The sequence below is a fragment of the Sphaerochaeta sp. PS genome (genome assembly GCF_032144095.1).
Lineage (GTDB): Bacteria > Spirochaetota > Spirochaetia > Sphaerochaetales > Sphaerochaetaceae > Sphaerochaeta.
On the sequence record NZ_JAVSNJ010000001.1, the window covers coordinates 356,922 to 376,524 of the forward strand.

The 19,603-nt window shown below is 53.5% G+C and carries 17 protein-coding genes; 8 read left to right on the plus strand and 9 right to left on the minus strand.

Annotated features, from left to right (window positions below):
• The first annotated feature begins 6 nt into the window (after window positions 1-6).
• Entirely contained in the window at window positions 7-849 is an 843-nt protein-coding gene (locus ROJ03_RS01745) for a carbohydrate ABC transporter permease (RefSeq protein WP_313725265.1), read from the plus strand.
• A gap of 2 nt (window positions 850-851) precedes the next feature.
• Window positions 852-2,864 (plus strand): alpha-glucosidase, encoded by a 2,013-nt coding sequence (locus tag ROJ03_RS01750; protein ID WP_313725266.1) that lies wholly within the window; start codon window positions 852-854, stop codon window positions 2,862-2,864.
• Here ROJ03_RS01750 and ROJ03_RS01755 read toward each other — a convergent pair.
• Window positions 2,857-3,912, minus strand: coding sequence for a DNA/RNA non-specific endonuclease (locus ROJ03_RS01755; protein ID WP_313725267.1), 1,056 nt, complete (start codon window positions 3,910-3,912; stop codon window positions 2,857-2,859). The two genes, ROJ03_RS01750 and ROJ03_RS01755, sit on opposite strands and share 8 nt — an antisense overlap.
• Before the next feature lie 133 nt (window positions 3,913-4,045).
• Between ROJ03_RS01755 and ROJ03_RS01760 the strand changes: the two genes are divergently transcribed.
• Both ROJ03_RS01760 and ROJ03_RS01765 read left to right on the plus strand, forming a co-directional pair.
• Entirely contained in the window at window positions 4,046-4,417 is a 372-nt protein-coding gene (locus ROJ03_RS01760) for a CidA/LrgA family protein (protein WP_313725268.1), read from the plus strand.
• The gene (locus ROJ03_RS01765; RefSeq protein ID WP_313725269.1) at window positions 4,410-5,093 is read left to right on the plus strand and encodes an LrgB family protein; all 684 of its coding nucleotides are present in this window, start codon (window positions 4,410-4,412) and stop codon (window positions 5,091-5,093) included. Before ROJ03_RS01760 ends, ROJ03_RS01765 begins: the two co-directional genes overlap by 8 nt.
• Here the strand turns inward: ROJ03_RS01765 and ROJ03_RS01770 are convergent.
• The 6 genes from ROJ03_RS01770 to ROJ03_RS01795 all read right to left on the minus strand — a co-directional run bounded on the left by ROJ03_RS01770 (window position 5,049) and on the right by ROJ03_RS01795 (window position 11,300).
• Window positions 5,049-5,966: a YitT family protein gene (locus tag ROJ03_RS01770; protein WP_313725270.1), complete on the minus strand. Its 918-nt coding sequence runs from the start codon at window positions 5,964-5,966 to the stop codon at window positions 5,049-5,051. The two genes, ROJ03_RS01765 and ROJ03_RS01770, sit on opposite strands and share 45 nt — an antisense overlap.
• A gap of 29 nt (window positions 5,967-5,995) precedes the next feature.
• Window positions 5,996-7,603, minus strand: coding sequence for a mannitol dehydrogenase family protein (locus ROJ03_RS01775; protein ID WP_313725271.1), 1,608 nt, complete (start codon window positions 7,601-7,603; stop codon window positions 5,996-5,998).
• The gene (locus tag ROJ03_RS01780; RefSeq protein ID WP_313725272.1) at window positions 7,600-8,325 is read right to left on the minus strand and encodes a GntR family transcriptional regulator; all 726 of its coding nucleotides are present in this window, start codon (window positions 8,323-8,325) and stop codon (window positions 7,600-7,602) included. Before ROJ03_RS01780 ends, ROJ03_RS01775 begins: the two co-directional genes overlap by 4 nt.
• 1 nt (window position 8,326) lies before the next feature.
• Complete coding sequence (gene uxuA, locus ROJ03_RS01785; RefSeq protein WP_313725273.1) at window positions 8,327-9,400, minus strand: mannonate dehydratase; 1,074 nt, start codon at window positions 9,398-9,400, stop codon at window positions 8,327-8,329.
• 104 nt (window positions 9,401-9,504) lie between these two features.
• Entirely contained in the window at window positions 9,505-10,251 is a 747-nt protein-coding gene (locus ROJ03_RS01790) for a 6-phosphogluconolactonase (protein ID WP_313725274.1), read from the minus strand.
• A gap of 59 nt (window positions 10,252-10,310) precedes the next feature.
• Window positions 10,311-11,300 (minus strand): UPF0158 family protein, encoded by a 990-nt coding sequence (locus ROJ03_RS01795; RefSeq protein WP_313725275.1) that lies wholly within the window; start codon window positions 11,298-11,300, stop codon window positions 10,311-10,313.
• Window positions 11,301-11,423: 123 nt separating this feature from the next.
• Here ROJ03_RS01795 and eno point away from each other — a divergent pair, with 123 nt between their 5' ends.
• Together eno and ROJ03_RS01805 are read left to right on the plus strand one after the other, a co-directional pair.
• Window positions 11,424-12,719, plus strand: coding sequence for a phosphopyruvate hydratase (eno, locus tag ROJ03_RS01800; RefSeq protein ID WP_313725276.1), 1,296 nt, complete (start codon window positions 11,424-11,426; stop codon window positions 12,717-12,719).
• A 132-nt stretch (window positions 12,720-12,851) separates the two neighbouring features.
• Window positions 12,852-13,487 (plus strand): class I SAM-dependent methyltransferase, encoded by a 636-nt coding sequence (locus ROJ03_RS01805; RefSeq protein ID WP_313725277.1) that lies wholly within the window; start codon window positions 12,852-12,854, stop codon window positions 13,485-13,487.
• Window positions 13,488-13,505: 18 nt separating this feature from the next.
• On the opposite strand, the gene ROJ03_RS01810 is transcribed toward ROJ03_RS01805, so the two are convergent.
• Window positions 13,506-15,212, minus strand: coding sequence for a hypothetical protein (locus ROJ03_RS01810; protein WP_313725278.1), 1,707 nt, complete (start codon window positions 15,210-15,212; stop codon window positions 13,506-13,508).
• A gap of 271 nt (window positions 15,213-15,483) precedes the next feature.
• Between ROJ03_RS01810 and citC the strand changes: the two genes are divergently transcribed.
• The gene (gene citC / locus ROJ03_RS01815; RefSeq protein ID WP_313725279.1) at window positions 15,484-16,533 is read left to right on the plus strand and encodes a [citrate (pro-3S)-lyase] ligase; all 1,050 of its coding nucleotides are present in this window, start codon (window positions 15,484-15,486) and stop codon (window positions 16,531-16,533) included.
• Here citC and ROJ03_RS01820 read toward each other — a convergent pair.
• Complete coding sequence (locus ROJ03_RS01820; RefSeq protein WP_313725280.1) at window positions 16,484-17,209, minus strand: response regulator transcription factor; 726 nt, start codon at window positions 17,207-17,209, stop codon at window positions 16,484-16,486. The genes citC and ROJ03_RS01820 overlap by 50 nt on opposite strands.
• 117 nt (window positions 17,210-17,326) lie before the next feature.
• Here ROJ03_RS01820 and ROJ03_RS01825 point away from each other — a divergent pair, with 117 nt between their 5' ends.
• Window positions 17,327-19,552 carry an ATP-binding protein gene (locus ROJ03_RS01825; protein WP_313725281.1) on the plus strand — a complete coding sequence of 742 codons (2,226 nt, stop codon included), beginning with the start codon at window positions 17,327-17,329 and terminating at the stop codon, window positions 19,550-19,552.
• Window positions 19,553-19,603 lie beyond the last annotated feature (51 nt).

A 19,603-nucleotide genomic window follows, 5' to 3' on the forward strand; every position in this document is an offset into this window, starting at 1 on the left:
CCCCTCATGCATGCAAAACGTACCCCTCTGTGGATCTTCGCAAATATTCTCAAATGGATTCTGTTGGGAACCCTCCTTGGGCTCTCCCTGTTGCCGCTCCTGTGGTTGTTTGTCAGCTCGCTGAGGACCAACCTCGAGCTGCAGATCTCCCCTTTCGGTTGGCCAGCAAAGATACAATGGGTCAACTACGTCAAGGCCCTCTCCATGGCAAGCCTGCCCAGGCTTTTGCTGAACTCGGTGGTTGTGGCCGTCTGTGCCGTAATCGTCAACAGCCTGGTGACAAGCATGGCCGCCTTCATCCTCTCCCGCGAGCACTTCAAGGGTCGGGATGTCATCTATACCATCCTTACTGCAGGGGTATTGGTCCCTGTCATCTCCTTTATGGTCCCGTACTTTTCCCTCATCACCCATACGGGACTCTACAATACGCTCACCGCCCTGATCTTTGTCTACACTGCAGTCAACATCCCTGTCTCGATCTTCCTGGTGACAGCCTTCATGAAGAGCATCCCCAAGGAGCTGGAGGAGGCTGCCATCATCGATGGCTGTGGCTTCTTCAAGCGTTTTACCAAGATCATCCTGCCTCTTTCCCGTTCGGGCCTGGTGACCGCGGCGACCTTCTGCTTCATCTACTCGTGGAATGAGTTCCTCATGGCCATGCTGCTCACATCCAGCATCGAATCGAGGACCATCCAGCTTGGGATCAAGTTCTTTTCCAGCCAGTTCATCACCGACTACAGCAGCATGTACGCTGCCGTCATCATCACGATCATCCCCAGCGTCGCTGGGTACATCTTCCTGCATGACAAGATTATCGGCGGACTTACTGCCGGAGGGGTCAAGGGTTAGCCATGATAAGCTGCACGATGCAAAAGGAGAGGTTGGTTCTCCTCTATGACAAGCTACCGATTATTGAGCACACTCCCTCTTCTCCCTGCATATACCTCTACAGGGGAACTGAGAAGATCGACATGTATCGGGGCAACTACTTCATCGAGGACGATCTCCAGGATAAGGTTGGACTCAAGGGGTATGAGCTGTCGCAATCGCTGAAAGAGGGGCGGGTCCACTACACCATCAGGTTCTACCAGGATGACATTTCGATGACCTGTTCCCTGTTGGAACGTGATGGTAGGCTTGAAATGCTCTTTTCTGCCATCCCTTCCCCCTATAACCGCTTGGAACTCTTCATCACTGCCGAAAAGGATGAGCATGTCTACGGCTGTGGAGAGCAGTTCTCCTATCTGGACCTGAGGGGAAGGAACTTCCCCCTCTGGACCGGGGAACAGGGGGTGGGCAGGAACAAGAAGACCGCCATCACCCAGACTGCCGACAGGGAGGATAGGGCAGGGGGTGACTACCATACGACCTTCTATCCCCAGCCAACCTTTGTCTCGAGCCGTGGCTATTTTTTCCATGCTGAGACCTACGGCTATGCTGACTTTGACTTCTCTTCCCAAAGGGCCCACCGCCTGATGTTTTGGGATGTCCCGTCCTCGATCACCCTCAGTGCAAAGCCAACCCTCCTTGAGGTGGTCCAGGACATCTCAGCCTTCCTAGGTAGACAGGGGAAGCTTCCCCTCTGGGTCTATGATGGGGTGATCCTGGGCATGCAGGGGGGGACGCAGAACTGTCTGGACAAGCTGGAACGAATGCAACGTTCTTCTGTCCCCGTAGTCGGAATCTGGGCCCAGGACTGGCAGGGGGAGAGATATACCTCCTTTGGCAAGCGGCTCAGATGGAACTGGCAGTGGGACCCGGTTCTCTATCCAGATCTGGACAAGGTGGTTGCAAAGCTTGCAGATGAGGGAGTGCGGTTCCTTGGATACATCAACCCCTACGTATTGGAGGGCCATGAGCTCTACAACGAAGCTGATGCCAAGGGGTTCCTTGCCCTCAATGGTGAGGGCAAGCCCTACCTTGTTGATTTTGGAGAGTTTTATGCCGGCATCGTGGACTTTACCAATCCCCAGGCCAAAGCGTGGTATGTGAAGGTCATCCAGAAGGAGATGATCGACTTCGGTCTTGGTGGGTGGATGGCCGACTTTGGCGAGTACCTGCCTACCGATGTGGTCCTCTTTGACAAGAGCCCTGCCATGATCGCGCACAACCAGTGGCCGGGAATCTGGGCAGAGGTAAACAAGCTTGCGGTTGAAGGGGCAGGGAAAGCGGATGAGATCCTCTACTTCATGCGTGCCGGCAACGCCCGCAGCCTGGCCTTGTGTCCCATGATGTGGGCTGGGGACCAGAATGTGGACTGGTCGGAAGATGATGGCCTCCCTTCAGTCATTACCAGTGCATTGAGCCTTGCCATGAGTGGTATGGGCCTGCATCATAGTGATATCGGAGGGTATACCACCCTCTATGGCATGAAGAGGACCAAGGAGTTGCTCTGTCGCTGGACTGAGTTTGCGGCCTTCACCCCCCTGATGAGAACCCATGAGGGTAACCGACCGAAGGACAACTGGCAGTTTGATGGGGATGGGCAGACCATAGCGCTGTTTGCAAGGATGGCTACCATCCATGCCAGGCTCAAGGCCTACCTCATCGTTGCAGTGGGGGAGAATGCCGAGCATGGGACGCCTGTAATGAGGCCCATTTTCCTGCATTACCCCGAAAAGCCGTTCTTTACCTGCAAGGATGAGTATCTCCTGGGAAGGGACCTGTTGGTTGCCCCTATCCTTGAGGAGGGAGCATCACAGAGGTCTGTCCTGCTTCCTGACGATGAGTGGGTACATCTGTTCACTTCCAGGGTGTATGGGCCAGGGGAACATCGCATTGACGCTCCCATGGGAAGTCCTGCCGTATTCTACCGCAAGAGGTCCCCATTCGCATCCTTGTTCTCCTCTTTCGCCCTTAGCTGACAATGCCCTGGACCTGCTTCATGACACTCTTCGGAAGGAAGATGTCCAGAAGGTTCAGGGATTGCTTCTTCACCATCACCAGGACCTTGGTAAGCGTCCCCTTTGCCATTGTGTAGAGGGGATGTGCCTTTGTCTGGACGGTAGGCTCGGCTTTCTCGAAACCCTGACGTTGGGCTGCACTTGCCTGGAAGGAGTCGAACTTCCAGTCGGCGACTGAGAAGGAGGTTTCCAGCTTCTCTTCCACCGGGTCAGGCAATTTGGGGAAGAAGTCGAGGTTGGTAAGCTGTTCGACCTGCCTGACACTCGTTGCAAAGGTCTCCACCCGTGCATTCGAGCCCTCGTTGGGAAGGACGAATCCGATGGCCTTCAACTCAGGCTCGGTATAGTCGAGAATTACCTTGTAGTACTGTTTTGGTACGGAGACCTTGTTCGTGCCGATCGTCTTATAGGGCCCATCGGTGAGGACGGGGCCTGTGACTACGTATATGTCACCTTCGGTATCGGCAAAGTTCCGAACGGTTGCCTCCAGTGTGCTCCAGATCCCACGGTTGAAATCTGGGGCCTGGGGACTCATGTTGCTGAGGAAGAAGGAGTCGCTCATCGCCTCTTCCGACCAGGAGAAGTCGGCGGCAGGTGCCAGGTGTCCGCGGTCATAGCCGCTGCCCTTGTAGTCTGCCAAGGTTGCTGAGCCTGTTGCAATGGAGGGGTCGGCCCGGAAATTGTCCTTGCGCGAATCGGTTCCGTAGAGTTCTTCCTGGGTCAGGTGGTATGCAACCCAGAGAGGCTGTTCGTGCTCCTCACTGTAGAGCAGTGAGTAGCCTGAATGGGTAATGACCGGTTCCCCGTTGGGGTTTGCCGGAAGTTCAAGACCAGCGATATAGGTAGTGGTGCCTGGTTTGTATTCGACTTCACTGGGGGCAAAGATAAGGGTGACGACCCAGAGTACCAGCACTACCAGGGCCAGAAGCAGGAGGCGTTTGCCCATTTTCTTCGCTTTGCCTACTTTCTTGTCTACCATACTGTTTGTCTTTTTGCTCTTAGTAGCCATCTCTCTCACTCCTTGCTAGTCAGAGCAGTATACCCAGTTATCGAAAGGAGGGGAACTCTCTTTTTGGAAAGGGGAGGGGTGTCTGTTTCACCCTCTTCCCAGAAAGCCATCTGATGGGGTATGGTGTTGCTCAATGAAGATACTCATCCAGCTTGCACTCATATTCGGCATTTGCATCCTAGGGGACCTGATCTCCTCCCTCCTTCCCTTTGCCTTTCCCGGCAGTGTGGTAAGCATGTTGCTCATGGTCCTGCTCTTGCTCTCCAACCTGTTGAAAGAGTCAGCCATTGAAGAGAGTGCCGACTTCTTCCTCAAGAACATGACCTTCTTCTTCATACCTTTCGGCGTGGGGATCTTGCGCTATGCCGCCCTTATCCAGAGCGTCTGGTGGCAGCTGCTGGTGGTGAACCTGGTCTCGTTGCTGGCATGCTTTGCCGCAAGCAGCTGGACGGTGGTGCTGGTCTCTTCCCTGCAGAGACGTTGGAGGAAAAAGCGCAATGCGTGAAGTGTTGAATACACCCCTGTTCGGGATAGCCCTCTCCATTGTTGCGTTCAAGATCGGCATCTGGGCAAACAAGAAGCTCAAGAACCCCCTGGCCAACCCCCTGATCATAGCGATGGCCCTTATTGTCATCCTGCTGTTGGTCTTCGACATCCCTCTGGATTCCTACGAGAAAGGCTCATCGATCATATCGCTCTTTCTCGCGCCGGTAACGGCTGTTCTTGCCCTCTCCATCTATCGCCAGAGGGCCTTGCTCAAGGATTCCCTGCTTCCTGTCATGATGGGAACCTTTGCAGGGGCATTGGCCTCCCTGTTCTCCATCAAGTGGACATGTGGTCTCCTTGGCCTTGATTCGGTGGTACTATCCTCGCTCATGTCAAAGTCGGTGACCACGCCCATTGCAATAGCCCTTACCGAACAGTTCGGCGGTATCCCTGCCCTGACTGTCGCTTCGACAGTGATCTCCGGGGCCTTGGGAAACCTGCTTGCCCCAGTTCTGGCAAAGATGTTCTTCATCTCTGACCCCGTCGCACATGGAGTGGGCATCGGCTCGTGCAGCCATGCCCTAGGGACCAGCAAGGCCCTGGAGATTGGAGAGGTGGAAGGGGCGATGAGCAGCATAGCGATAAGCCTTTCAGGCATCTTTACTGTCTTGCTTGCTCCGCTTTTTTTTCTGTAGTGTCAGGATTCGCTGCATAGGCACAAAACCCTCACCCAAGACCTGGTAGGTCTCATGCACAAACATGAAGGCCTTGGGATCCTCCTCATGGACGATCTGCATCAGGGAGTTGATCTGCTGGTTGTGCACCACTGCCATCAGGAGGGTGCGGCCCTTGCCGGTAAATACACCGGTTCCCGTTATGAGTGTGCCTCCATGGTGCAGTTCGGCTATGATGCGCTTGCCGATCGTCTCATACTGCTCGCTGACTATGTAGGCTGTCTTGGCATACTTGGTCCCCAGGCTCATGACCATGTAGTTGATCATCTGCCCCGATAGGTAGAGGGTTATCACGGCAAAGAGCGCCCGTTCAAACCCAAAGACCAGGGCCCCCAGGACAATTACCACCGCATCGGTGAAGAAGAGGGCCGTTCCCATGGGAAGCGGGGTGAATCGGCTGATTACCTGGGCGATGATGTCGGTGCCACCGGTATTGGAACCGGAACGCATTACGATGCCGATTCCGCTGCCCAGAAGTACCCCTCCGAAGACGGCAGAGAGTAGGGTGTCCATCCTATCGGTATAGGGAAGGAAGCCGTTGTAGGCGGTGAGCTTGCCAAAGAGGCTGACCCAGAAGGAGAGCAGAACGGTGCCGCTCAGGCTCTTGAACCCGTAGAGCTTGCCGAATACGCTCGTCCCCAGGAAAAAGAGAGGGATGGAGATCACGAGCATGACAAGCCCGGGGTCCCATCCCAAAAGGTGGTAGGCGATGGTGGCGATGCCGTTGACACCGCCACTCGCTATTTTGGCAGGAAGGATGAAGGTAGCTATTGCAAAGCCTGCTAGGCAGGTCCCCAAAAGAATATAGAGAACTTCCACGGCAGTACGTTTCATATGCAAGTGCATTTCATCCCCCCTAAAGGTCAGTAGATATACTTCTCGAGTGTCTTGCGGATGGAGCCTTTGGAGGCAACCATCTCGGTAAAGTAGGTTTCAACTAACGATGCCATTCCGATCGCATACAGGTCAACACCAAAGAGGGAAATATCGCCAAGAAGTGGCTTGAGTTGCTCTGAGAAGGGTCCCTTGTCGCCGATGGCGATACCCTTCACATGGGCCATGGCATCTTCGAGACGGGGGTCTGGACTTGGGGTGAATGCATTGCCCTCATCATCGAGGCCCATCAGGTAGCGGATCCAGCCTGCAAATACCAGGGGGATCAGCTTCAGGTCTGCCACATCAAGCTTGTCATTGGCCATGTATGCCTTGATGGTCTCGCCAAAGCGGATACCGAGCTTCTGGGACGTGTCGGTTGCGATCCTCTGGGGGGTGTCAGGCATGAACGGGTTGGGGATTCTCTTCTCGAGCACTTCCTTGATGAACTGCTTGGGGTCGAGGATTTTGGGATCGACGACCACAGGCATGCCCTCGACATACCCGATGGTGTGCACCAGCTTGTTCAGGAGGGGGTCCTTCATCTCGTCTGCAATGAGGGTGTAGCCAAGCAGGCATCCATAGATGGCCAGGGCTGTGTGCAGGGGGTTGAGGCAGGTGCAGACCTTCATCTTCTCCACCTTGTTTACGGTATCACGGTCGGTGAAATAGACCCCGGTCTCTTCCAAGGCCGGTCGGCCGTTGGAGAAGGAGTCCTCTATGACCAGGTACTCACACTCCTCAGCATTCACAAAGGGGGCGATGTAGGTGTTCTTGTCGGTGACGACCAGGGTGGTATCCTCAAAGCCATCAGCCTGGAGCATCTTCTCTACATTGGCATCGGGGCGTGGGGTGATCTTGTCGATCATGGACCAGGGGAAGGATACCGACTGCTCAAGATAGGCGACGAAGCCCTTCTCGACAAGGCCACCCTTCTCCCATGCCTGGGCAATGGTCAATACTGCACTCTGCAGTTTTTCGCCGTTGTGGGAGCAGTTGTCCATGCTTACCAGGGTCAGCCCCTTCTTGCCCGCAAGATAGCGTTCATAGACAAGGGCGGTGAGCTTTGAGAGGAACATGGAAGGGGAGGAGGGGCCTGCGGCCAGGTCGGAGGCCATGGCGGGGTAGAACTCGCCGTTTCCAGCCTTGAGGGAGTAGCCCTTCTCGGTGATGGTGAAGCTCACCATCTGCAGCGAGGGGTTTCTGAATGCCTTTTTGAAGAATGCCCATTCGTCCTTGAACTGGGGGTCGCACTTGTAGGCAGCTGCAACCGAGGCGATGACCTTCTTCTCGATGGTGCCATCGCTCTTGAGGGTTACCAGGAGGGTGAGGTTGTCATGCTTGTCATAGATCTTGTCGATGATCTGGTAGTCAAATCCTTCACCCACGATGATCCCTGTCTTTGCCTTGTTCTGTTCAAGAAGGGTCTGTTGGAGGGCTGCCGGAAAGCCACGGAATATGTTGCCGGCACCGAAATGGATCCAGGTGGGGTTTTTGGTGGTCTCTGCGATCATTGCCTCACGGTCGAAGGAGGGAAGGGAGAAGCCCTTCTCTGTCCAGACAGCCTTCTGTTGTATGCCTTGCTGTGTTAGTTTCATGATAGCTCCTTTGCGTAGTTGCTTCGCATATAAAATGGTTGGGTCGGTGCTTCTCTTTTGAAAAATTCCGGGTAGCGCAAGACCATGCTTTCGGTCTCTTGCAGGAGTTTGCTCAGGTGCTTGTCCTCAAGGGAGAGTACCTCGGTGAGGTCCTTGAGACGAAGGGACCCTACCATCTTCCGGTGTTGGTCGATGATGTTTCCCAGTACGTTCTTCTCCGAGAAGGAGAGTAGCCGTATCCTGTGGTGGTTTCCCCCCTGGCTCTGAATGAGGGTCCAGATTCTGCTCATGTTGATGCCTGAGAAGATGATTCCATGGAAGGCGTTGTCAGCCTCAAGGAAATTGACGAAGTTTTCTTCCTTCATTGCATTCTGTTGTAGAACTATGGTCTCTTCCATCGTTTTTAGATGTGCTTCAGTTTGGACGTGCATGAACTTTCGTACTGCTGACTCCTCAAGACTTTTGCGCAGGAACCTCTCCTCTTCGACCTGCTTGAGGTCGATGAGGGAGACACGGGTCCCCTTTTGGGGGAATATGTCCACCAGGTTGTCTCCGCTGAGTCTCATCAGAGCATCCCGAACGGGGGAACGGCTAACCTGCAGCTGCTCACTGAGTAGCTGCAGGTTGAGTTCCTCGCCGGGTTTGAATCGCAGCGAAAGGATCTCAGACCGTAGGGTCTGGTAGATTTCTTCCGAAGCGGTGACTCGGACGATCTGTGCCATATTACTTCCTTGTAGCGCTCTTCTCGATAGCCTCGTACAGCCCCAGGATGTAGGATGCCCCGATGGCGCGGTCATACAGACCATAGCCGGGCATTGCAACTTCACCCCAGATCATCCTGCCGTGGTCGGGTCTGACAGGACCTTCGAAGCCAGTGTCATAGAGGGCCTTCACGATCTCATAGAGGTCAAAGGAACCATCACTGGAGAGGTGGGCCGCTTCCTCGAACACACCGGGTTCAAAGTGGTGCAAATTCCTTACGTGTGCAAAGTGGATCCTGCCGGGGAGGGCACGGATGATGCCGGGAAGGTCGTTCTTGGGGTTGGTCCCAAAGGAACCGGCGCAGAAGGTAAGGCCGTTGAACGGTGCATCGACTGCCTGCATGACCTTGAGGATCTTCTCCTTGCTGGTGATGATTCTTGGCAGGTTGAATACAGGCCAGGCCGGGTCGTCCGGGTGGATGGCCATCTTGATGCCATACTTCTCACAGGTGCCCTGGATAGCCTTCAAGAAGTAGATGAGGTTGTCGAAGAGTTTCTCCTCGGTCACATCCTTGTAGGCGTCGAAGAGGTCCTTCACCTTAGCAAGACGCTCTGGCTCCCATCCTGGCATGGCAAAGCCACCGGAACTGTTGTTGGTCTGGTTGAAGAAGGTCTGGGGGTCGATGGTATCGACGACCTTCTGGTCGTAGGCGAGGACGGTGGAGCCATCGCTCCTCATCTTTGCAAGGTCGGTGCGTGTCCAGTCAAAGACAGGCATGAAGTTGTAGCAGACGGTGGTGATGCCGGCCTTGCCAAGGTTCTCCAGGCTGGTGATGTAGTTGGCGATATACTTGTCGCGGTCTGGGCTTCCGATCTTGATGGCGTCATGGACGTTGACGCTCTCGATGCCGAGGATCTTGAGGTCTGCTGCCTCGACTTCGGCCTTGAGGGCCTGAATTCTGTCAAGCGGCCAGACTTCTCCTGCCGGGACGTCGTAGAGCATGGTGATGACACCCTCGACACCGGGGATCTGCCTGATCTGCTTGAGAGTTACTGTATCAAATTTTGAGCCGTACCAACGTAATGTCATTTTCATGGAAAGTTCCTCCAAATATAGCAGTTTTTCTGTTGATTTATTCTAGCATACTAATATATTAGTTGCAAGAGAGAGACCTTCCCCCTTCTGGTACATCGTTTCTTTTACCTTCTGTCGCCGAAGATGAGCATGGAGGAGGGCCTGTCCAGCAGAAGGGTACACTCCTCCTTTGTCCTGAGCATCGCACAGGGGGCAAAGACGGAGACCTGGTCAAACATGCACATCGCCACAGCCCTTGCCTTTCGCTGGTCGGGGACCGTACATATGATAGTGGATGCCTTCAGGATCTGGCGTATCGACATGGAGACGGCTTGCAAGGGGACACTCTCAAGGGTTGGGAACCAATTTGCCCGAACTTGTTGCCTCCGGTTCTTCTCTTCAAGGTTCACCAGAATGAAAGGCTCGGTCGTATCGATGTTCGCCGGTGGGTCGTTGAATGCTACATGGCCATTCTCCCCAATGCCCAAAAATACTACATCGACCTTCTTGTTCCTGATCAGGTCGTTCAGACGTTTGAGCTCACAGCCTAGGTCCTCTGCATCGCCTTCGATCGGATGGAATGCCCTAAGGGAGCCAACCTTGTCCAGGAAACGGTTCTGCAGGTAGGCTCGCATGCTTGCCTGATGGGTCTTGCCGATGCCTACATACTCTGCGAGGTGGAAGGCTTCGACCTTGTCCCAAGGGATGGAGGAGGCCACCAGCTGCTCGTACAGGATAAATTGGCTTACCCCTGTGGCAAGGACTATGATGGCTTCGCCTCTTTTCTCTATTGCTGACCTGATCGCCTCTATTCCAAGCCTTGCGGCCTGAAGGCCCAAGTCCTGTTTGTTTTCGCAGATTGTGACTCGCATGGTTGCCTCATTATTCCTGCTTAGAATAATACATTCACAACGCTTGGAATAGTGGTGCGTTACAGGTAGGCGCTCTCGCTTGAGGGGTGGCTCTCGTTCCAAGCGTTTGTGCTGAGCACTATCTGCTTGGTGACGGTAGCACATCCCAGGGGGGCAAAGAGTGCATCCAGGCTGAGAGCTTCCCCTGCAAGGTTTACGATGAGGCAAGTGTAGTGTTTTCTTGCTGCATGGCGGCAGAAGTGGTCAAATACAAACCGGAACAGGCCCATGCCCCGGAACTCCTTCTTGTTTCCAAAAAAGAGTATTTCAGCGGTGGAAGGGGAGAGAACCTCGTAGGCGAGGAACCCTGCAAGTTCCCCTTCCTGGGTCTTCGCATAGAAGTACTGGGTCTCTTCTGGGTTGGCAAGCCTCGGCTTCAGCAACAGCAGGGCGGTCCTTTGTGCATCGCTGCCCTCTTGCATCTCCTGCAGCAGGTCGGCCTGCAACCTGACAATCTCCTCAATAGGGGTTTCGTCTTCGGCCCTGCCGATGATGAAATCCTCCTGGAGTATGTCGTCGGTCAGTTCCTCGATCTCAAGGCCGAGGTCCCGCAGCTGCAAGGCTCCGTCGTTCTCCCTGTACCAGGCGATCACCTCCCGCTTGAGCTGGTCGTCCTTGAAGGCAAACCACTCCCTCTCCAGGGAGGGTTGTTCACCGATGGTGTCCTTGAACCGCCTGAACACCCCTCTTCCTGCCTGCAGGGCCTGCAGCAGCTTCTCCCGGTAGATGGGGTTCCTTACCTGGTAGGCGAATTTTTCCATGGTACGGAATCCGTCCGAAGGTTGCCAGTCAGGCAGGTCGATGTACCTTAGGGCGGGGTCAACTTCTGCATCCTCGTCCACATCCCCATCCTCCAGAAGAGGGTAGAGTTTCTGTTCTTCATTGATGACCTCGCCTTTGAGGAGATCCAGATAATGGGTATCAACCTGGTCCTCCATGGCAAAAATGATGTTCTCAAGAAGATATTCAGTCAGGGGTGGGAGTTTCAGCTCGGTATTGTCTTTGTCCATATCGAAAATTCTACTATGCATTCGATGGTTTGGCTAGTGAGAGAAACCTTCACTTACCTTGACATTACAGCTAAAAGATACGATATTAATCTTGTAACCCAATTACGTAGTAGGAGTATAGTCATGAGCATTATTGAATTTATCGAGGCCAGGGAAATCCTTGACTCACGTGGGAATCCCACCGTTGAAGTAGACGTTATTCTTGAGGATGGCTCCATGGGTCGCGCAGCTGTTCCTTCTGGTGCATCCACTGGTGTACACGAAGCTGTAGAACTTCGTGACGGCGACAAAAAGCGTTTCATGGGCAAAGGCGTATTGAAGGCTGTTGACAACGTCAACGATATCATCGCTCCCGAGCTTGAGGGAATGGATGCTCTTGACCAGGTAGCTATTGACCGCGCCATGATCGCCCTTGACGGGACTGCCAACAAGGCAAAGCTTGGTGCCAATGCTATTCTTGGAGTCTCCATGGCAGTTGCAAGAGCGGCAGCCGATTTCCTCGGCCTGCCTTTGTACAAGTATCTTGGAGCCTATCACTCCTGCGTCCTTCCTGTCCCGATGGCAAACATCCTCAATGGTGGAGCACACAGTGACAACAAGGTTGACTTCCAGGAGTTCATGGTAATGCCGATCGGGGCCCCCTCCTTCCACGAAGGCCTGCGTTGGACCACTGAAGTATTCCACAACCTGAAAGCTGTCCTCAAGGGCAGAAAATACAACACCGGTGTTGGTGATGAAGGTGGGTTCGCTCCCGACCTCCAGTCGAACGAAGAGGCCCTCGAGGTCATCATGGAAGCCATCAAGAACGCTGGTTATACCACCGGTCGCGATGGGGATTTCATGATCGCCCTTGACCCAGCCGTATCTGAGCTCTACGACTCCAAGACCAAGACCTATACCCTCAAGTGGACCACTGGCGAAAAGCTTACAAGCGCCCAGATGGTAGACATGTGGGAAGACTGGTGTAACCGTTACCCCATCATCTCCATCGAAGACGGCATGGACGAGGACGATTGGGAAGGTTGGAAGATGCTTACCGACCGCATCGGCGACAAGGTACAGCTCGTAGGTGACGATCTCTTTGTAACCAATGTCGATAGACTGAAGATGGGCCTTGAGAAGGGTGTAGCAAACTCCATTCTCATCAAGGTGAACCAGATCGGTACCCTTACCGAGACTTTCGAGGCTATTGACCTTGCAAAGCGCAATGGCTATACCGCAATTGTTTCCCACCGCTCCGGTGAGACTGAGGACAACTTCATTGCTGACCTCGTAGTGGCACTCGAGACTGGGCAGATCAAGACCGGCAGCATGAGCCGCTCTGACCGTATGGCCAAGTACAACCAGCTTCTGCGCATCGAGGACTACCTTGGTGATACCGCAAAGTATGCTGGCCGTGACGCCTTCCGTACTCTCTAGAACTGTTTTTACACTGTAGATACTTTGGGGCCATCGCAATGCGGTGGCCCTTTTGATATCCAAGGAATAGATCCAATTTTCTGTACTATGGCCCTTGGGTAGGATACGATGGAAACGGAAAAGGAGTCAGCCTTGGCAAAACGAACGGGAGAAAAACACACCCAGCTGTTCAATACCATAGCCCCGGTCTATGGACTGTTCTTCTCCATGCAGAAGAGACGTTTTGCTGAAGTGCTCGATCGGATGAGGCCCGAGCTGGACCTCTCGGCCTTTGCGAGCGTCCTCGATGTTGGCTGTGGCACAGGCGCCCTCTGCTCGGTGCTCTCCCAGGCTGGGCTTGAGGTCACCGGTATCGACCCTGCGGGTGAAATGCTTTTAAAAGCGAGGCACAAGACACGGGAAGAGCCCATCACGTTCCTGCAGGCGAATGTCCTGGAAGGGCTCGCCTTCGAAGGGAGAAGCTTCGATATCTCCATAGCCTCCTATGTTGCCCACGGCCTGCCCTCCGATGAGCGGAAACGGATGTACAGGGAGATGGGTAGGGTAACGAGGGAGTATGTGATCATCTATGACTATAACCAGAGGCGTTCCCATCTGGTCTCCTTTGCCGAGTGGCTGGAGGGAGGGGACTATTTCCAGTTCATCAAAAGTGCCGAAAAAGAGATGAAGGGGTGTGTTTCCCTCCTGAGATCCTGCTTTTCGGAGGTGAGGGTGGTCAATGTCGATACCCACGCTGCTTGGTATATCTGTAGGCCCTTGCATGGCTAAGGGGAAGATGCAACCTTGTCAGATGGTATAGCGCAGGCCTACGCTCAGCTGGTAGTCAAAAACCATCGGACCTGGAGCATTGCCCTTGTTCCAGACAAAGGGCAGGGCCAGGTTCCCCGTTACGGAGAGTTTCTTTGTCACCTCTACCGCTGAGGCAAGCTTGACGAGCAGGCTGTATGCCACCGGCCCACTTGTAAGGTCAAACGGGTTCTGCGTAGAAGGAGTGGAGGGTACACCCTGGCCAGTACCGTTGTAGAGACTCCACTTGCTGGTGATGCCCATCACCCCGTGTGCCATGAACATCGTCTCCATGGAGGCCTTCCAGGATCCTGGGACCTCATAGTCAAGCAGGAGGTTCCCTACTATGGCGTCACCCCCATAGGGATAGCCCTGGACGTACCGGAGGTTTGCCATCCCTTGGGCAAGGACCCGTACGATGCCATCGTAGCCGACCCCATACTGATGGGATGTCTCATCATACTCCTCGCGCAAATAGAAGAACGGGTCGGTATATACCCCTTCCAAGGCTACGGTCAGTACCCCTTTCTTCAAGGGCATCCTGCTCTGGAGGCCCAAAAGGTATGCATTTGCTGAAGGCTTGGCGTTGTTGTCAGGGGGGGCATCCTCCCCGAATGCAATCTCGTCGACCCCAAACTGGGCATAGATGTTGATGCCCCGAACCGGGGTCACATCCCCTTCAAGGACAAGCATCGAGTTGGAGTTTCCCCGGATATACTGGTTGTGGTAGAACCCTACGGGGTTGAGGAAGCGAAGGTCTATCGAGCCTGAGCTGCTTTGGTACATCATCGATTCGGTGAGGGTGAAGCCAGCCCTGTCCTTGAGGAAACGGAACTCTACCCGGTGGGCGAGGAACATCTTGATTCCATCGGCCAGAAGGTCCTGTTCGTTGGCACCGGCATTGGTGGTGATGAAATCTGAGTCGAGGATCTGCGGATGGGCGAAGAACGAGGAGAGCAGGGTATACTTGAAGGAGTCGAAGTAGGTGGTGAACCGCCCAACCTGCTGGTAGGGCATGGTGTTGCTGATGGTGAGGTTGCCGCTTTTTCCGGCTCCCCAGCTGATCTTGTCCCTTCCCACCTGCATGTTCCAATGCTCCCCTCCGCCGCTGACAAAGGCCCTATAGGGGAAGTTGAGGTCAATTTCGTAGAGCCCATTGGGAGGGACCATGACGATGTTGGTGGTCAGCTTTGACTCACCATAGAGCGGGTTGCTTTTTGCATTGGGTATTGCCCCAGGTCCTGTTGCATAGCCGAAGTTGTTCATGAGGGAGAGCTCGAAGTAGCTGTAGAAATGGTCTGTCGGCCAGGTCTCGAAGCTGAGGTTGCCGAAGGGCTTTCTGTCCTTGTAGTTGTAGGACCAGTCCTGTTCACTGGTAAAGTCCTCGGTATTGGCATGTGCATACGCCTCCAGATTGAAGGTGAGGTCCACAGCATAGCCAAGCTGGCCCTTCTGGGTGGGCTTCTCTGCCAGAATCGTTTCTGCCTGGGTGTAGAGCTCCCTCTCAGCCTCTGTTGTAAGATGGGCGGGATCTATCCTGCCCAGCATCCGCTCAAGTTCGTCATGGCTATAGGGACCGCTGGTGGAGGGAAGAGCCTTCCCCTGCAGGATATAGAGAGAGGTGATGTATCGGTAGATCTCATGCTCAAGGGGAAATATCTTCTGGGTGTTCACCGCTCCGAGGGTATATCCTAGTACTAGTGTCATAACCAGAATAATGAGTTTTTTAGGTAGTTTCATGCCAATTAGCTCCTTATTTTGAGAAATAGTACCATACCTTATCTTGCTGAGGCTAGGCTTTTCCCCAATCCATATATAGTTGCTAGGCTATATGGTCAGAGGCGAGGGGTATGGCACTGTGTTGCATGATGGAGGGGCCTGTACCATGTTCTGGGCCTACCAGGCATCAGGGTTCTTGACAGCAGAGGGTGCATGCCATAGTGTAGGATTCAGAATTTCTCAATTCTGAGGTGGTGATATGCAGATTTCAGTGCAGACTGCGCAACCTGTGGACGGACCCTTGCTTGAGGAGCTACAAGCCTTCCTGCTGGAGAATGGGCTGGTCTTTGAGGGGAGGGCCGCCTTTACCTGTTTTCTGCGTTCCGATGAGGATGCGATAGTGGGTACAGGATCCCTTGATGGGAATGTGCTCAAGTACATCGCAATAGGGAAGGGCCATCAGGGGGAGGGGCTGCTTGGCCAGATCATGACCTCTTTGGTCTCCCATGCCTTTGCCAATGGGCAAACCCACCTGTTTGTCTTCTCCAAACCCCAGAACAAGTCGTTGTTCGCTCCCTTTGGGTTTTTTGCCATAGAGGAGACAGGTCAGGTCCTGCTGATGGAGAACCAAAAACAGGGTATCCAGCACTACCTTGAGGGGTTGCAAAGGGAGACTGAACAGGCGGTCAGGGAGAGGGGCCTCTCCCTACAGGGAACTGTGGGAGCCATAGTGGTCAACTGCAACCCCTTTACCAATGGCCACCGCTATCTGTTGGAAACAACAGCAAAAGAGTGCTCGCTTCTCCATGTGTTTGTGGTCTCCAGCGACAAGAGCGCTTTCCCAACTGCTGTCCGCCTGGCACTGGTGCGCCAGGGTGTTGCCGACATCCCCACCATCGTGGTGCATGAGGCGAGCGACTATCTGGTATCGGTGGCAACCTTCCCCTCCTACTTTATCAAGGATCAGGGCAGTGCAGATGAGTTGAACAGCGAACTGGATATTGCAATCTTTTTGCGGTACATTGTCCCGGGCCTTGGCATCACCTGCCGTTTTGTAGGGACCGAACCCCTATGCAAGACCACCGGGGCATACAACCGCCAGATGCAGAAGATGCTGCAGGCCAAGGGTGTGGGGTTTGTCGAGGTCGAGCGGCTATGCTCCGGCGAACAGGCCATCAGCGCCTCGAGGGTGCGTAGTCTGATGGGTTTGCAGAGGTTTGACGACCTGCGGGATCTCGTACCTCCCACTACCTATGACTTCATCCTTTCTGAGGAGGGTCAGAGGATTTCCTCTCACTTGATGAAATAGAGAAGGTATACCCTTTCCCCCAGATGGTCTGGATGTATTGGGGTGCTTTGGCCGAGCTCTCTATCTTGTTGCGCAACCTGTTGATGTAGACCATCACCGCATTGTCGTCAACGATGGAGTCTCCCCATATCTGTTCGTACAACGCTTCCTTGGAGAATACCTGGTTGGGATGTTCCAGGAACAGCTTCATGAGGATCAGTTCCTTGGCAGAGAGGAACACCTCCTCCTCCTCCTTGTAGAACCTCATCGACTTGTGGTCCAGGGAGAAGGGTCCTAGTGTGGTTACCTCATCCTGAGTGTTCAAAACCTGTTTGTTCCTTCGTATCAGGGCCTTGATCTTGGCTCCCAGTATCACCGGGTTGAAGGGTTTGTAGATGTAGTTGTCAGCTCCAAGGTCCAGGCCATAGAGGGCATCGTAGTCCTCTGTCCTGCCACTGATGATGATGACCGGTGTGGATATCCCGAGGTATCTGATCTGCTTCAGGACCTGAAACCCATCCATTCCGGGGAGCATGATGTCGAGCAGTACCAACTGGAAGGTAGAGGTTCTCAACAGTTTGATCGCTTCCTCACCATTGGTTACCGCAACAGGTATCAGGTCATTGCAGGTGATTACCTTTGACATGAGCTTGCGGATTGATGAGTCATCGTCAACAATGAGTACCTTGTCCTGCATGTAATTCAGCCCTCTTTTTTCTGTTTACGTACGAGTATACGTGATATATTCCTAGGTAACAATATCTATTGGGAGAATCCATTGGCCCTACCAGTTACCGATACCATAAGAAAAGATATGAGAACATGGTTGCCTCTGATGCTGGTAGCATTGTGCATCGTCCTGGCCATTACCATCCTTCTGGTGGATATCTTCCACCAGAATGCAACCATCATGTTCGAAAACAGCAAGACCAAGCAGATGACCATCGTGAAGAACATTGCCGAGGCGATGGGTGGGGAGATTCACCAGACCAAGCAGGGGCTCTTCTTCTTTGCCGAATCGGGAGACCTGAAGAGAGCCCTACAGGCTCTTACCGACGAAGGTATCTCCTGGCCGTTGGACAAGCTGGTGCTCTCCTACAGCATCTACAACTCCCAGATAATTGAGAACATGATCATTTTTGACCAAGAGCCGGATATGATCCTCTGGAGCCTGAAGAACAAGGAGTACTCCTTCCTGAGTAGTGTCAGTGAAGATGCCTACGCCAAGATAGAGCTTTGGCTTGGTGGATCTGACCACCATGAGAGCTATCTTTCCATCACCGTCAAAAATGCACAGGGAATAGGCGTCACTGCGATGTTGGACCTGCAGCTGATGTATGAGCGGATGATCGCGCCAGTGAAGTTGGGGGAGAAGGGGTATGCTCTGGTGAAGAACAGTGATGGGGTCATCATCATGTACCATCTGAGGGAGCAGATTGGGGTCAATGCTGTCACCGAAAGGCAGGCGCTCTATCCTGACATCAAGCTTGAGATGGAGAGCCTGACAAAAATGGTTGCCAAACAGAAGGAAGGAAAGGAAGGGGTGGATGTCTACCAGTCATACTGGTGGGATGACGAAAAACCCAAGATCATCACCAAAGTGGCTGCCTATGCCCCAGTACATATCGATGATGGATTCTTCATTGTCAGCGCTGTCATTGACTACAAGGAGATAGCTGCCCTTGCAACTGGTGGCATGACCAAGATGATCATCCTCACCTTGCTGATCTGCTTCACCCTCTTCACGGTATTGGTGTTATTGATCTCCGCATATCTTGAGAAGAATGAGATGAAGAGGAGAAACACCTATCTCAACCAGCTCAACAAGACCCTGTTGACCCTCCATGAAAACGAGAAGCTGATATTCCATCAGCAACGGCTGCAGAACATCGGGACCATGACCAGCGGGATAGCCCATGAGTTCAACAACCTCCTTACCCCGATAATGGGGTATTCAGCCCTCATGGTGGAGTCTATGGACCCAGACAACTTCTATTACGACGATGCCAAGGAGATACTCCTTGCCTCAGAAAAGGCCAAGGCTATCATCCAGCAGATCCTGCTGCTCGGGAACCGAACGACAGAAGCGGTCTTCGACTACATGCAGGCCTCTTCGCTCATCAGGAATACCGAGAAGATGATCGTGGGGATTCTCCCCCCCAACTGTAAGCTGGAGGTTCGGATCCTCGATGAACAGAGCGGGTTCTACGGTAATGTCATCCAGCTGAACCAGGTGCTGCTCAATCTGGTACTGAATGCGGTGGCGGCAATTGGTGACCGACCTGGTACCATTGAGCTGGTCTACCGTAAGATTTCCAAGGCAGAGATTGGTGAAGGTTTCTCCAAGAGCAACTGGGAGACCCTCGACCCCCAATTTGGTTCCTTTGGCCAGATTTCGATCACCGATGATGGGGTAGGAATGGAAAAAGAGGTGTGTGAAAAGATTTTTGAGCCCTTCTTCACTACCAGAGGGGACGTAGGGGGAACCGGGCTGGGGCTTTCCATAGTCCAGAATATCGTAACGGCCCACAGGGGAGTCGTGACCGTTACTTCACGGCCTGCTATAGGGTCCTGCTTTACCATCACCCTTCCTTTGGCTGAAGAACAAAAGCCTGGAAGTGGTGCGACACAAAGGACCGTAGGGTGGCCATCTAGCGAAAAGGAAAAGCTCAACCTGCTGCTGGTCGATGACAACCTTGCTGTCCTGAAGGTCCTGCAGAAAAGCCTAAACAGGCAAGGCCTTGAGGTCTATGCAACCACAGACCCCACCGAAGCGCTGGCCATGGTGCGGGAACACTCCTTTACTACCCTCATTACCGATGACTACATGAAGGGGATGCATGGGCTGGACCTGGCCATGAAAACCAAACTCATCAACCCGAAGATCTCGGTGATCCTTCTTACCGGGTTGCTTCGCCGTGAGATTGTGGAGGCAGAACAGGCCACCATCATCGATCGGTATTTGCTCAAGCCTGTATCCAATGATGAACTGCTCTCGGCGATACGGAAGACTATCGATCCAAACCTTAACAAATATTAAGAACTGGTTAAGTATCCCTTAAGAATTGGCCCCTATACTGAATATAGGGCG